The organism is Chitinophaga sp. Cy-1792 (genome assembly GCF_011752935.1).
Taxonomy (GTDB): Bacteria; Bacteroidota; Bacteroidia; order Chitinophagales; family Chitinophagaceae; genus Chitinophaga.
In genome coordinates this window covers 3,063,506-3,077,540 of sequence record NZ_VWWO01000001.1, presented here as the reverse complement: position 1 = coordinate 3,077,540, position 14,035 = coordinate 3,063,506, and the positions used below count along the sequence as shown (strand labels likewise).

Annotated in this window: 12 protein-coding genes; 7 read left to right on the top strand and 5 right to left on the bottom strand. The window is 46.1% G+C overall.

Annotation, left to right across the window (positions count from 1 at the left end; all coding sequences use genetic code 11):
• Nucleotides 1–289 precede the first annotated feature (289 nt).
• On the top strand, nt 290–649 hold the full coding sequence (locus F3J22_RS12515; RefSeq protein ID WP_167017602.1) for a hypothetical protein: 360 nt from the start codon (nt 290–292) through the stop codon (nt 647–649).
• A 236-nt stretch (nt 650–885) separates the two neighbouring features.
• Here F3J22_RS12515 and ccsA read toward each other — a convergent pair whose 3' ends face one another.
• Both ccsA and F3J22_RS12505 read right to left on the bottom strand, forming a co-directional pair.
• Nucleotides 886–3,429 carry a cytochrome c biogenesis protein CcsA gene (ccsA, locus tag F3J22_RS12510; protein ID WP_167017600.1) on the bottom strand — a complete coding sequence of 848 codons (2,544 nt, stop codon included), beginning with the start codon at nt 3,427–3,429 and terminating at the stop codon, nt 886–888.
• A gap of 17 nt (nt 3,430–3,446) precedes the next feature.
• A complete protein-coding gene (locus tag F3J22_RS12505; protein ID WP_167017598.1) occupies nt 3,447–3,845 on the bottom strand; it encodes a cytochrome c maturation protein CcmE in 399 nt (132 codons plus the stop codon).
• A 237-nt stretch (nt 3,846–4,082) separates the two neighbouring features.
• Between F3J22_RS12505 and F3J22_RS12500 the strand changes: the two genes are divergently transcribed.
• The 3 genes from F3J22_RS12500 to F3J22_RS12490 are packed head-to-tail and all read left to right on the top strand — an operon-like array spanning nt 4,083 to nt 7,052.
• On the top strand, nt 4,083–5,126 hold the full coding sequence (locus F3J22_RS12500; protein ID WP_167017596.1) for an agmatinase family protein: 1,044 nt from the start codon (nt 4,083–4,085) through the stop codon (nt 5,124–5,126).
• Nucleotides 5,127–5,133: 7 nt separating this feature from the next.
• The gene (locus F3J22_RS12495) at nt 5,134–5,721 is read left to right on the top strand and encodes a hypothetical protein (RefSeq protein WP_167017594.1); all 588 of its coding nucleotides are present in this window, start codon (nt 5,134–5,136) and stop codon (nt 5,719–5,721) included.
• A gap of 29 nt (nt 5,722–5,750) precedes the next feature.
• Entirely contained in the window at nt 5,751–7,052 is a 1,302-nt protein-coding gene (locus F3J22_RS12490; RefSeq protein ID WP_167017591.1) for a radical SAM protein, read from the top strand.
• Nucleotides 7,053–7,131: 79 nt separating this feature from the next.
• Here the strand turns inward: F3J22_RS12490 and F3J22_RS12485 are convergent, their stop codons facing one another.
• Both F3J22_RS12485 and F3J22_RS12480 read right to left on the bottom strand, forming a co-directional pair.
• The gene (locus F3J22_RS12485) at nt 7,132–8,052 is read right to left on the bottom strand and encodes an AraC family transcriptional regulator (protein WP_167017589.1); all 921 of its coding nucleotides are present in this window, start codon (nt 8,050–8,052) and stop codon (nt 7,132–7,134) included.
• Between the two features lie 194 nt (nt 8,053–8,246).
• Nucleotides 8,247–9,455 carry an MFS transporter gene (locus F3J22_RS12480; protein ID WP_167017587.1) on the bottom strand — a complete coding sequence of 403 codons (1,209 nt, stop codon included), beginning with the start codon at nt 9,453–9,455 and terminating at the stop codon, nt 8,247–8,249.
• A gap of 88 nt (nt 9,456–9,543) precedes the next feature.
• On the opposite strand from F3J22_RS12480, the gene F3J22_RS12475 reads away from it, so the two are divergent.
• The 3 genes from F3J22_RS12475 to F3J22_RS12465 all read left to right on the top strand — a co-directional run bounded on the left by F3J22_RS12475 (nt 9,544) and on the right by F3J22_RS12465 (nt 13,457).
• A complete protein-coding gene (locus tag F3J22_RS12475) occupies nt 9,544–10,449 on the top strand; it encodes a hypothetical protein (RefSeq protein ID WP_167017585.1) in 906 nt (301 codons plus the stop codon).
• A 177-nt stretch (nt 10,450–10,626) separates the two neighbouring features.
• Nucleotides 10,627–12,102 (top strand): DUF5723 family protein, encoded by a 1,476-nt coding sequence (locus F3J22_RS12470; protein ID WP_167017583.1) that lies wholly within the window; start codon nt 10,627–10,629, stop codon nt 12,100–12,102.
• A gap of 59 nt (nt 12,103–12,161) precedes the next feature.
• The gene (locus tag F3J22_RS12465; RefSeq protein WP_167017581.1) at nt 12,162–13,457 is read left to right on the top strand and encodes a folylpolyglutamate synthase/dihydrofolate synthase family protein; all 1,296 of its coding nucleotides are present in this window, start codon (nt 12,162–12,164) and stop codon (nt 13,455–13,457) included.
• Between the two features lie 9 nt (nt 13,458–13,466).
• Here F3J22_RS12465 and F3J22_RS12460 read toward each other — a convergent pair whose 3' ends face one another.
• Complete coding sequence (locus F3J22_RS12460; RefSeq protein ID WP_167017579.1) at nt 13,467–14,027, bottom strand: NUDIX hydrolase; 561 nt, start codon at nt 14,025–14,027, stop codon at nt 13,467–13,469.
• Nucleotides 14,028–14,035: the final 8 nt, after the last annotated feature.

Here is a 14,035-nt window from a genome sequence, read left to right as displayed (position 1 = left end):
GAAATTTTCTTAGCCGTACGGCTAACTTTTTAAAAAAAAGACTATATTAGCCTATCTTTGCGATCCCAAAAATTGATTGCAAGGCATCGTTACACCGTTTTAGATAGTTAGGCAGCGAAACCAAGAACTATTTAAAAGCTGGGTACGAGGCCCGCGTACATCTTATGCGCGGGCTCTTTTCTTCGCTTTCCTTGGTTCGCTGCCTGGAAGCGTTGAATTGAGTCCCGCGCATTATTTTTTTCAAACTTAATGCGCGGCAGCATTTTATTACCTCAAAGACCCTGCCGTCATGTATGTATTAATTTACGACCAGGACCACCTTTTTACCCAGGTCCTATCAGCAAAGCTATCACCTCACTTCCAGGTAATCACTACCGACGCTACCCATCAATTTCACCAGGTAATACAGCATTACAACATATCTATTGTGATATATAATGTCGGAGGCACTCACTGGCTATACGGCAAACAACTGGTATGTCAATTAAAAAAGAAAGGTATTAACTGTATATGTTATGCTGATCTTTTATACGAAGCCTATGATGTGCTTTATCCTCGAATTGGAGCTGAGTACTGTAAGAAAGAAATGGAGCACATTTTAAATACAACTGTATTATCGGGCGCCCGTCAGCACGTGGAGCCATCCTGAAGATCCTACGGTTTACTTCATACCGACGTAAGCCACATTTGAGCCATGCCCTTCGTTTCCACGCAGGGCCTCTATTATACTATACCTATGAATCAAATTAGTTATTAATCAAAATCAGAAAAAAATGCCCGGCCGTATCTACGGCAGGGCTTTATAAAACAACAATAATTGAGTATAAAAAGAAATGGCGCATCGATTGATGCGCCATTTCTTTTTATACAGATTACTATAACACATTATACACGTTCTTTCAAAGGCGGTACTGATTTCACCGTGCCTTTTTTATCACTGCCTCTGTTCAGGCGTACTCTGTAGACAATACTAATAAAGGTACCGGCTACCATTACGATTACACCCAACCATAATACGTTGATATATGGGAATACAAGTGCTTTCATGATCACGTAATCAGTGCTGTCGTCTACTTCTTTCACTCTGATCTGCACTTTATTTTCAGCAGGCATGATTTTGCTGAAGCGTACCTGCAGTGCCAGCGGCGCCAGGGTATCTTCGATACTGTACTGGTAAGAGCTGTCGCGGATGAGGTATACCGGTTGCAGATTGAAGTGGTCGTCTGTCTGGGTATAAACTTCCAGGTCGGCACCAACGGCCAGATCGCCGATCTGGGCCTGATAGTTCTTATTGGAAGGTTTGGTATTGATATCTTTCAGGATCATGAACCCTTTGGAGAAGAAGATGGAATCACCTGGCTTCACGTCATGGGAAACATAGTCTGCAGTATCGTTTGCCGGAGCGGTTTTGCTCTTAATCGGCGGTGTTGCGGTGATATAGGTGAAGATATCTTTTGTCAGGTAATGCTTTGATGACGGGTTAGACGTCAGGGCATTTTCCTTGGCATTGACGAATGAGTTAGGGTACAGGCGGAAGCGTTCTACGACGTTGCCTGCTTTATCCTTACGTTCATAATCTACCTTGAAATATACTTTCGCATCACCGGAAGCGGTGGAGTCACCGATATAGGTGGCGTGGTAATCACCCATTTCTACCGGGATATTCTTAGGCAGCATGATATTTTCACGTGCCACCTGTTTAGCTTCCTTACGGAAGAGGTCCTGGCTGAGCATTTTCATCTTATCGATGGAAATCACTTCTTTTTTGGCAGATGACAGCAAGATACCCAGTAACACCATACCAAAGCCAACGTGAGCGATGGAAGCGCCGGCAGCTTTGAGTTTACCATTAAGACCGGTAAAAATGTACATCAGGTTACCCACGATGGCATAGATGCTGGCAAACAGCATAAAGTAGATCGCTGCGAGGAAGCCTGCGCCATAATCGGTGTAGTGTACGCCACCGGAGAAGATGATCGCCAGGGTAGCCACCAGGGAGATACCGGTTGGTACCAGCAGTTTTTTGGTCAGCTGACCGCGAGGCGTGTCTTTATATTTCATGAACTGAACCACGGCGGTGAGTATACCGAGGATCATGGCCAGCCATATCTGGATCTTATTATAATGGAAGAGTGGATCTGACGGAGGCGCCATCTGGTCTATTTTGAGGAGCCCTCTGATGCCAGTCAGGTCAAGTAGTTTATTCCAAACCGGAATAGAGGTAGTGAAGGTGATCTGGATACCTGCGATCAGCAGCACCAGGGAACCTACAAACAGCCAGAATTCGCGGGAATAAGTACTTTCTTCTTTATTAATGTTAGGAATTTCTTTACGGCGTATGATCATCAGTGCTACAGACGGGATGGTGAATGCCGCCATGAAGATCAGCAGCTGTCCGCTCATACCAAGGTCGGTGAAGGAGTGAACAGAGGAATCACCCAGGATACCACTTCTGGTGAGGAAGGTGGAATACAGAATGGTGATATAGGCCATGAAGAAGAAGAATACAGTAGATTTCAGGGCATGACCTGTGGATTTATAGGCCAGGCAGGTATGAACACCGGCTACCATGAGGAGCCAAGGTACAAGCGAGGCGTTTTCTACAGGGTCCCATGACCAGTAGCCACCGAAGTTCAGTGATTCATACGCCCATGCGGCACCCATCATGATACCGGTACCCAGGAGCATTACTGCAAAGAGCGCCCATGGCAACACAGGTTTAGTCCAGCCGGTATAGTCGCGGGTCCAGATACCTGCAAAAGCGAAGGCAAAAGGAACGGTCATAGAGGCAAAGCCCAGGAACAGAATTGGCGGGTGAATTACCATCCAGTAGTTCTGGAGGGTAAGGTTCAGGCCATTACCGTCTTTGATGAAGCTGAGGTATTCGGCTTGCTGGAAAATTGGCGCTGCCTGGTTTTCCTGTGCCTGGCGCAGCAACATAAATGGATTGCTACCGACCTTATAACCAAGGATATAGATACCTAGCAGCATGCTGCTCATCATAAACTGAGACAGGGAGATCACAGACATCACCGGGTTTTCCCATTTACCGCTGGTGCGGATCAGGACGATACCGAGTATGCTGTTCCAGATACTCCAGAGCAGGAAGCTACCTTCCTGATCGGACCAGAGACTGGATAAGAGGTATTGAACAGGCAGGTCGCGGGAGGTATTGCGCCATGCATATTTATATTCAAAATAATGATTATACAGAATATGGTAAAGACAGATAAATACGGCTACAACCGCTATGGATTGAATAAAGAAACCCCATCTTGCTATCTTCTTCCAGGAATCTTTCAACAGGTCTTCCTTGTTTACCACGGCGCAATAGTAGGAAACAGTCGCTACTAAAGATGCTACAAACGCCAGTACGGCAAAGAAATGACCCAGCTGACCTGGTAATAAATGTTCCCCTACAAACTTCATAAATCTACAGATAAAAATTAAAGAGACTGATTACCCATGGCAACCTGATCGTTTTTATACTTTGACGGACATTTCATCAGTATTTTACTGCAATGAAACTCAGTACCATCCATTTTGCCAGTGAGCACAACGGATTCGGCCTTCTCAAAGTCGGTCGGTTTAGCACCATAGAATACCACTTTACGGGTCTCTCCTTTTTTATCTTTCACAAAAAAGCTGAACAAGTTAGCATCCTTTAAAGGATCGTATGACATTGTCTGGAGTGTATCGAGTGTGCCGATTACATGAAACTCCTTCCCTTCTTTCTGACGCGCGGTCGCAAATGTTTCATAGGTACTGAAATCACCAACCATCGTTATGATTACTCCTATTGCCACTGCAATAACCACCAGCAGGATAATATTTGTTTTTTTCATATAAAAATTATCTTCCCTATTGTATTGATACAAGCGCAAAACCCTTTACCATTCTATATTTCAAATCCATTGCAATGTACCTGATCTTATCTACTCCAGATTAATTGCGCAAAATTAACGCAAAATGACTTGCCGACGACAAAATTTATATAAAAGGCAATTCTTTTTTAATGAAATCGGGCTGTAAGTAAACATAATAGTATCTTTGCGCGGAATTTAGAAATGTAAGATTTTATCATGGCTGATTTATCTCAATTTGACCCCAACTCAGTGGGCCTCCTGTCGAACAACATTTTCGGACTTCCCTTTCAGGAAGAAGATGCGAAACTGGTATTATTACCAGTTCCATGGGAAGTAACTGTATCTTATAGCAATGGTACCGCCCGTGGTCCTGAGCATATTTTCAGGGCTTCCTTCCAGGTAGACCTGTACGATGCAGATGTAAAAGATGGCTGGAAAGCAGGCTTTTTCATGCGTGAACCAGACAAACACCTGTTATTACGCTCTGATTATCTGCGTAAAGAAGCAGAACTTTATCTGAAATTCCTGACAGAAGGCGGAGATATTTCAGAAAATGAATTTCTGAAAAAAACCGTAGTGGATGTTAACAGCGGCACCAAAGCAATGAACGAATGGGTGTATACCCAAACCCGTGAACTGCTGGCAAACGGCAAGCTGGTTGGCCTGGTAGGTGGTGACCACAGTACGCCGCTTGGCTTCTTCAAAGCTATCGGTGAACACAAAGGCGATTTCGGTATCCTCCAGATCGATGCACACTGCGACCTCCGTGATGCCTACGAAGGATTCAAATATTCTCACGCTTCTATCATGTTCAATGCACTGGCCGAAGTACCACAGCTGAAAAAGCTGGTACAGGTAGGTATCCGTGACTATTGTGAAGAAGAAGTGGACTATATCAACAATAGTGAAGGCCGTGTGGTGACTTTCTTCGATAAAGACATCAAGGAAAGACAATTCGAGGGTGAAACCTGGAAAGCCATCTGCGACAGCATCGTTGCAACTTTACCGCAGCAGGTTTATATCAGCTTCGACATTGACGGACTGGATCCTAAATTATGTCCGCATACCGGTACACCGGTGAGTGGCGGTTTTGAAACAGAGCAGATCTATTACCTGTTCAAACGTGTTATCGCGAGTGGCCGTCAGCTGATCGGTTTCGATCTGAACGAAGTAGCTGCTTCCCACGACGAATGGGATGCCAACGTAGGTGCACGTGTACTGTTCAAACTCTGTAACCTGCTGGTAAGCGCTAATCAATAATATATCTATGTACAGACTGCGAATCATTCATCCCAATGCCAACAGCAGATTGCGCTTATTGCCTGTCATGCATGGTGTGGCCGGGGTGGTGTTACTGGTAAATGCCATCGCTGTTACCAGGAGCGAACATCCGAGTTGGTTACTGGCGGTTGCCTTTTTGCTGGTAGGGCTTTTCAGCGTGCTGTTCCCCTTCCTGGCCAAGAAGTTCCGCAATTTTGCCTCTGCCAATACTTTTACCAGACTTTTACAGGTATTTGTAAGTCTGACCGGCAGTTTGTATTTCCTGTCGCACCTGCAGCCACTGGGCGCTTTACAGCTGATTATCATCGGTTTGGGCCTGGGTTTCATCGGATGGGCAGAATATAAAATATTGCAGCCAACGTGGCTGAGGATGGATGAGAATGGCATAGAAGTGCCAGGAACCTTCACTCCGAGGCAGATTGGCTGGAACGAGCTGAATAATGTAATTTTGCGTAACGACCTGTTTACAATAGATTTCAGAACAAACAAGATCCTGCAGTTAGAAACCATCGATCTGCCTGGTAAGGAAGAACAGGAAGCAGTTAACGCATTTTGCAAAAGCAGGCTTTCATAAAGAAGCCTGTATCATTATTAATAAGAATTATGGCGGTATTAAAGCAAACACCTTATATACTTTATTCCGACGGGAACGGTAATATCTTTGAAGACACTTCAATGACCGTAACCGGCCGCAGTGGCTGGGATGCATGGCCTGTTGAAGCCGATGAGTGGATAGAATTACCCGAAGGCGGAAATTTATATGAACTTCCCGGCCGTCGTGGTATCGGTATCAGCGTGGAAAACGGAGAAATGCAGCTGTGTGATAAAGGCTGGGCAGTAGCCGCTTTTATTCCACCTGCGCATACCGGCTTTTACCTGGCTGCATATGAAACCATGCCAGACGCACCTACCCTGCCGCTCTTCTGCTATACCGCAGTAGGCTGGCTCGATGGTAAGTTCTATGTACCTGCTACCCGTATCGAAGCGGATATCCGTCAGGAATGTGCCGGCTTCGACGACAAAAAAGTAAAACAGGGCGTAAACCAACTGCTGGAAGCCTATCCGCATAACAGACTGGTACAGCATCTCGCAGAAAACTGCGCGCTGACCTATCATTGTCCTGCTGCCCGTAATTATTTTATGGGAAGATGGGAATGTCCTATTCCTTCCTCTCCTGCATGTAATGCCAACTGTGTAGGTTGTATCTCCTTCCAGCCGGAAGAAGAAAGCATCGTATCTACCCAGGACCGTCTGCGTTTCAAGCCTACGGCAGAAGAGATCGTTGAATATACGGTTCCTCACCTGGAAACAGCACCTTTCCCTATCGTTAGCTTCGGACAGGGTTGCGAAGGCGAGCCACTGCTAATGTGGGAAACCATCCGCGAATCTATTATCGAAATAAGAAAACATACGCCTAAAGGCAGCATCAATATCAACACCAACGGTAGCAAGCCTGATGCAGTGCGCGCATTGTGTGAGGCCGGACTCAACAGTATCCGTGTAAGTATGAACTCCGCACAGGAGAAATACTATACACCATACTATCGTCCTAACAACTACCAGTTTGAAGATATCGTGGAGAGCCTGAAAGTGGTACGTGAATTCGGTGGCTGGACATCCATCAACTACTTCGTATTCCCTGGCATTACCGATAGCGAAGATGAATACCAGGCCCTGCGTAAACTGATACGTGAAACAGGCCTGAATATGATCCAGTGGCGTAACTTCAACATTGATCCGGACTGGTACATGGGCAGAATGAATATTACTGAAACGGGCGACTGTTACGGTATGAAGCAGCTGCTGGAAATGATCCAGGAGGAATTCCCTGATCTGAAATATGGTTACTTCAATCCGCCGATGGAGCGTATTAAAGGAGATTACATGGAAGATTTCGCACATTAATTGTACGATATTCTCTAAAAATATAAATCCCGCCTCTACTCAATAGAGACGGGATTTTTTTTATCTAGATTTTGTTGTGTCAGGATTCTAATGATAACAGCACACCGTCTCTGGCAGCGGTTTCCATACCGAATCGGTATTGCCGGGCGTAGGTGGAAGGCGACATGCCGGTAATCTTCCTGAATACCCTGTTGAAGGTAATAGGATTGTTATAACCGGTAGCATAGGCAACCGAAGCAATGCTGTCGTATTCCCCGCTGATAATCTTTTTACAGGCTATATTGATACGGATTTCGTTGAGGAATTCCAGGTATGTTTTACGCGTATGTTTTTTAAAGTATTTGCAGAAGGCATATGTGGTAAGATGAGCCACAGAAGCAATTTTCCCCAGGGTGATATTTTCTGCATAATGTTCCAGTGTATACTGGTAGATATCATTCATGCGCAAACCTTCCGATTCACTGTAAGCGTAGCGGGAGAAGCCGGTAGATAATGACTTCCATTCCTTCACCTGTTTAGTCATTTGCAGAAGCAGCTGCATAAAGGCCAGGAGCCTTTCGGCACCTGTCAGTCTGGAGATACGTACTATATCCGGTCCAAATCGCTCTTCGAACATGGCCGGCAGTTGCAGGCTGAACTTTGACTGTTGCAGGAACTTACGGACGCCCTCCATTTCAGGCAGCGCCAGCAGACCTTGCAGCGCATGTTCATGGTCAAAGAAGATATGTATGGCGTGTATATTTTTCTCCTGCTGATTTTCGAAGTATTTGGCATCGCCCTTAAACATATGCGGCTGGTTAGCGCCGATAACATATATCTCTCCGGCCTTGAATGGCTGCGTATAGTTACCGGTGATAAGGGTACCTTCCCCTTTGATGATAAGGGTGATCTGCGCCTCCTTGTGGCGGTGCAGGTAATGGTAGAAATATGGTAAGATGTCCTCCTGTACTACAACGGAGCCTTCATCAGCGACCGGAACGGTAAATTGGATAACTTTCATTTACCAATTTTACTCATTTTTTGCCGAATTTGTCAAGATCAGGACAATATTTGTATATCGTTTAACAATTTTTGTTTTTCTTCTATTTGTTAATTCGCTTTTGCGGCTGCCTTCGGCAGCCGCAAAAGCGAAGAATCCGGGTCGCCAATGGCGACCCGGATTCTTCGCCGGAGAGATACATAGGCAGTTAATGACTATGATTTCACCATTTTCTTCTGCAACCAATAAAAGCCTGCGGCAGACAAAATACAACCACCTGCGGTAATGATCCACCATAAACGAAATCCCAGGTGGCCTACTACAAAAGCGCCGGAAGTAGGCGAAACGATATTGGCGACAGAATAGGAAATCGTGTATAGTGCCGCGTATTGTCCGCGGCTATGGTCTTTACTTCGTTGTATCCAGAAACTGTTCATAAAAGGAAGGCTGAACATCTCACCGAAGGTGATAATAACCATAAACGCAGAAGCACAGGCCCATACCGGTGGCATTACTGCCAGGAAGATATAGGCAGCACAAACCATCAGTGCCCCACGGGTAATGAAGATCAGGTTAGGATATCGTCCTTCCAGGTGATAGATCATCACCATTTCTATCACGGCGATCATGATGCCGTTGATAGACATGTTCAACCCGATGGCCCATTCCTGCATATGGAGTACCTCTTTGAAAAACAGGGGCACAATGCTATTAAACTGGAAGAGACAGATCGCGTTGATCATCGCAAAAAATAAAAACCGGATATAGATTTTATCTGACCAGACTGAATCCTTATTTTCGGTTTTATCGGCATGACTTTTGGCGGGAGCGGGTACCGGCGGCAGGAACACGCGCATGAGAATGGCAGCGAACATACAGGTAGCACCGTCCACCCAGAACAGCAGGTTATAGCTGAAACTGGCCAGGATACCACCTATAGCCGGCCCGACGGACCATCCTAAGTTAACGGCTAAACGATTCAGCGCATAGGAACGGGTCCTGTTTTCGGGTTTGCTGTAGGCTGCAATAGCCACACTGTTGGCGGGCCGGAAGGCATCACCGACAGAACTCAGCACAAATACACAGGCGCAGATTTGCGGAAAGGTATGCATCTGACCCAATAAAATGAATAATAATCCGTTAAGGAATAGGCTCCAGAACTGTACCTGGTAAAACCCGATACGGTCCGACAGCCAGCCGCCAAGCGTTGCACCAACGATGGCGCCTGTTCCGAAACAGGCCATCACCATGCCGGCCTGGCCAATGGAAAAATGAAGGTGCTGTGTAAGATAAACCGTCATAAACGGTATTACCATAGTACCACTACGGTTGATCAGCAAAACCAGTGAAAGCCACCATGTAGCAGGAGCTAGTCCGGAATAGGCATTACGGTATAACGAGATTGTATGATGGAGCGGTTTCATGAAGGGACACAAAAATAAAATATTAATCAGATATTAGCATAACATAATGCGTAATTCTTAACTTTGAAGCGTTTATAAGTAGCTACCAATGGAGGAAAAAAACGGGAAGAAAAATATACAGGCCTTAGGTGTAACAATCGGCGTACATGCGTTACTGTTAGTAGCACTGTTATTCGCAGGCTTTTCAGCACCTCCTCCCCCACCCAATCAGGACCTTGGCATGGAAGTGAACCTCGGTACTTCCGATGATGGTATGGGAGAGGTTCAACCGCTTGACCCTAATCCTCCGGCTGCTGAAACACCGGCACCTGAAGCGGTACCGCAGCAGGAAGTCGCCAAAGACAATGCAACACCTCCACAGGACATCGCGACAGATAATGACGCCGACGCGCCTGAAGTGAAGAAACCAGAGAAACCAGTTGTAAAGCCTCCTAAAGAACTGCCTAAAACACTGGAACCAAAACCGGAGAAACCTGCAAAACCAGTAAAAAAACCTGCTCCAACTCCTCCTGCAGAAAAACCTGCACCTCCTGCACCTGTGGCCAAGCCTAAAGCAGTGTTCGGTGGTGTAGCCACCAATAACGCACATAGCGGTAATGGCGCCAATGGCTCCAACAACTCTCCTGGTGAGGGCAATACCGGCAAACCCGGCGACAGAGGCCAGATCAACGGAGATCCTAACGCTAAGGGATATACGGGTGGCGGCGGACTCGGCGGCGGCCGTTCTGACTTTGCACTGAAAGGAAGAAGCCTGGTAGGTAAACCAAGTGTAACCTACGACAGCGATGAGACCGGCTACGTCGCCATCAATATCAAGGTAGACAGGCAGGGAAATGTGATAGCAGCCAATTATACCATGAGCGGATCTACCATCAGCAACGACCGTCTTATCGAAATCGCACGTAAAGCAGCAATGCAAATGAAATATAACGCTAACCCGGATGCACCTGAAGTACAGTTTGGTCCGATACGCTTTTATTTCAAAGCAGAGTAATATAGCAGCATATCTTGTAAGCAAAGAATCGTGAAGAGCGCATATCTATTGAGAAACCGAATCTTGTTATCAAGCTGTAACCTGTTGCAGTCCTTGTAACCAGACCTATGAACCAATGACAGGAACGCGCAGCATTCATGCGCAATAATTCATCGTTTTTTATTTCAGAGCCAACAAATGACTACTGTTAGAAAGATCCTATTTGCTGCTGTTTTGGCCTCGTCGTGCGGTATATCCGCATCGGCCCAGACTTTTGCCGGGTTTCACCAAAGCAATTATGCCGGTGTATACGGTATCCTATCCAATCCGGCCAGCGCCGCTGCCACCAGGTACAAATGGGACCTCAACATCTTTGGTGTTGACGCCAAAGCAGGCAACACCTACATGAAAATTACAAAGCAGGCGCTATTCCATCCGCCGGATACGTTTCGGAGAAACCAGGACTATTTCCTTGATACCGCCGCAAGAAGAAGACAGAACGCCTGGGAAATGGCCGAAATCATGATGCCATCTGTCATGTATTCCATCGACGAAAAACAAACCATCTCCTTCATCTGGCGCATACGAAGCAGCAGCAATGGCGGAAATGTCCCAACAGAACAAGTCAACTTCTTCGGAAATAACTTCCCTAATCCCGAATATAAAAACCAATCCTTCGCTATAAATCATGCCGCCGCTGCCACCAACATCTGGCACGAATTCTCCCTCAGCTATGCCCGCGTATTACGCAATGCCTATGGCGGCATCTGGAAAGGTGGCATTACCATTAAATATCTTGCCGGTGTTGCTGCCGGGTACGGTTCGGTAGACAATGCGCGCTTCACCCTTAACACGAACCGCAGCGGCAGCGTGAGCAGTGGCGTTATGCGTTATGCCTATACCGAGAATATAGAACACTGGAACAAACCTTCTCTCAGCAACCTGAAACCTAATGGCAACAGTGGCATCGGCGCCGACATCGGACTCATATACGAATACAGACCTGATAACGACGGCTTTGGCGACTATGTAGGCGACCACTGGAACCCTGCCTCCGATGATTACCAGTTCCGTATCGGCTTTTCTATTACGGATATCGGTCGGATAGGCTACTCCAAAGCCCCTACCAATACAGATCTTGCGCTGGCCTCCGAATCCATCGATCCATATGCGCTGCTGTATAAAAAGAACCAGAGCATTAAACAATATACCAGGCAGCTGAACAGCCTGTTTACACCACTGCCTACCGATCCGCATTTTAAAATGAGTCTGCCTACCATGCTGCATCTCACCGGAGATTATAATATCAACGATAAATTCTTTGTTGCAGCAAATCTGGATCTCTCCCTAAATGCTGGTCCAAACAATATTTACAAAACCTATGGCATGACACAGTTCATGATCACACCACGTTATGAAAAGGAATACTTTGGCGCCTATATGCCATTCGTATTGAATCATAACGGGCAGGCAGATCTGGGTGCAGGATTCCGTTTAGGACCGTTGATCTTTGGCTCCTACAGCCTCTTTACCAACCTGTTCCGTCATAATCTTGATCATGCGGATGCTTACGTAGCCCTCCGCTTTATTCCTTTTGGGAAAAATGATCCTAATGGCGGTGGTATTTTTCACATGCGCAAACGTCAGCTCCGTTGTCCGGCAAACAGTAATTAAGAAGGAAAAATCGTGGGAATTGCAGGAATATCTATCTTCGCTCAGAAGAATGTAATACCATGCAAAAATATCAGGAGACACTGGACTTTCTTTTTGCACAGCTGCCCATGTTTACCAAACTGGGAGAAAGCGCCTTCAAGAAAGACCTGGACAACACAATAGCACTTCTTAATATCATCAACAATCCGCATCAGCGGTTCAAGTCTATACACGTAGCCGGCACCAATGGCAAAGGCAGCTCCAGTCATATGCTGGCAGCGATTTTCCAGCAGGCCGGCTACAAAACAGGCTTATATACTTCTCCCCACCTGCTCGATTTCAGAGAAAGAATTAAGATAGATGGTAAAATGATCAGCGAAGATTTCGTGGTTGATTTTACTGAGAAGATGAAGCCGCAGATTGCAGCGATTCAACCGTCTTTTTTTGAACTGACCGTGGCAATGGCCTTTGAGTACTTTGCACAGGAGCAGGTAGATATCGCCATCATAGAAGTGGGACTGGGCGGCCGGATAGACAGCACCAACGTTATCACACCGGAAGTTTCCCTTATCACCAATATCAGCTATGATCATAAAAATCTGCTGGGAGATACACTTGCCCTGATAGCAGGCGAAAAGGCAGGCATCATCAAACCAGGTATACCGGCCGTGATCAGCGAAAGACAAATAGAAACCAAAGAGGTATTCATTGAAAAAGCCGCCGCCGTGCAGGCGCCGCTGGCCTTTGCAGATGAACGCTGGATGGGTTCTGCCACAGGTACCAATATTACCAATACACATCTCGAACTAACATTACTGAATATACGTCAGAACCAGACCCATCATTACAAACTGGACCTCAACGGGCAATACCAGGAAAAGAATGTAATGGGTGTGCTGACGGTTGCTGGTATTATGCAGGAGAAAGGCTGGAACATCACACAGGAGCATATCACCACCGCTTTATCACACGTGAAAAAACTGACCGGACTCCGTGGCCGCTGGGAAGTCGTAAACGAACATCCATTAACGGTTTATGATGTAGGGCATAACGAAGCCGGGATTACTGAAATCATGCAGCAGTTAAGGCATATGACCTATACACATCTGCATATCGTTACCGGTTTTGTAAAAGATAAAGAAGTAGATAAAGTATTGCCTTTATTTCCATCCAATGCGAGTTACTACTTTAGTAAGGCACAGATTCCACGTGCACTGGACGAGGTTGCGCTGACAGAAATGGCAGCTGCGCATGGCCTGGAAGGAAAACCTTTTTCGACTGTTCAGCTTGCATTGCAGGCAGCTAAACAACATGCGCAGCCCGATGATATGATATTGGTATGTGGTAGTTGTTTTATAGTGGCAGATGCCTTATAACCGATAAAGCTATTTCATCTCCATACGACCAAGATGTAATAAAGCATACATTACACAAGTAACGTGTAAGCTTTGCAGCAGCTGGTTATCTCTGATCAGTTGCTGCAATTCCTCAACAGACATCAGCACTATTTCTATTTCCTCATTATCATCCAGCTGTTGTTCTTTCACCTTTACGCCGCCGGTAGCCAGAAACATATGGGTAAGATTATTGGTAGAACCGGGGTTTGCAGAAACACTTCCCAGGGAGATAATCTCTTTAAAGGCATAGCCTGTTTCTTCCAGTAATTCTCTTTCCATGGCGAATTTCGGGTCAGGATCGGTATCATCCATGGTGCCTGCGGGAATCTCGATGAGGGTACGTCCGAGGCCGTGCCTGTACTGGCGTATCATGATAGCCTGGCCATCTTCTGTGAATGCCAGTCCATTTACCCAGTCACTGTATTCCAGCACATAATAGGGAGAAACTGTTTTGCCATCGGGTGTGAGGCAGGTATCTTTTCTTGCTGTCAGCCAGTGGTCTCTATGCAGATACTCTGAAGAAACGATTTTCCATTCCATGTTATTCATTGCCTGTC

Bases quoted from the DNA above. Each gene is read 5' to 3' on its own strand.
- F3J22_RS12505 (WP_167017598.1), bottom strand. From the start codon at position 3,845: ATGAAAAAAACAAATATTATCCTGCTGGTGGTTATTGCAGTGGCAATA.
- F3J22_RS12465 (WP_167017581.1), top strand. From the start codon at position 12,162: ATGCAAAAATATCAGGAGACACTGGACTTTCTTTTTGCACAGCTGCCC.
- F3J22_RS12500 (WP_167017596.1), top strand. From the start codon at position 4,083: ATGGCTGATTTATCTCAATTTGACCCCAACTCAGTGGGCCTCCTGTCG.
- F3J22_RS12480 (WP_167017587.1), bottom strand. From the start codon at position 9,455: ATGAAACCGCTCCATCATACAATCTCGTTATACCGTAATGCCTATTCC.
- F3J22_RS12495 (WP_167017594.1), top strand. From the start codon at position 5,134: ATGTACAGACTGCGAATCATTCATCCCAATGCCAACAGCAGATTGCGC.
- F3J22_RS12485 (WP_167017589.1), bottom strand. From the start codon at position 8,052: ATGAAAGTTATCCAATTTACCGTTCCGGTCGCTGATGAAGGCTCCGTT.
- F3J22_RS12515 (WP_167017602.1), top strand. From the start codon at position 290: ATGTATGTATTAATTTACGACCAGGACCACCTTTTTACCCAGGTCCTA.
- F3J22_RS12470 (WP_167017583.1), top strand. From the start codon at position 10,627: ATGACTACTGTTAGAAAGATCCTATTTGCTGCTGTTTTGGCCTCGTCG.
- F3J22_RS12490 (WP_167017591.1), top strand. From the start codon at position 5,751: ATGGCGGTATTAAAGCAAACACCTTATATACTTTATTCCGACGGGAAC.
- F3J22_RS12475 (WP_167017585.1), top strand. From the start codon at position 9,544: ATGGAGGAAAAAAACGGGAAGAAAAATATACAGGCCTTAGGTGTAACA.
- F3J22_RS12460 (WP_167017579.1), bottom strand. From the start codon at position 14,027: ATGAATAACATGGAATGGAAAATCGTTTCTTCAGAGTATCTGCATAGA.
- ccsA (WP_167017600.1), bottom strand. From the start codon at position 3,429: ATGAAGTTTGTAGGGGAACATTTATTACCAGGTCAGCTGGGTCATTTC.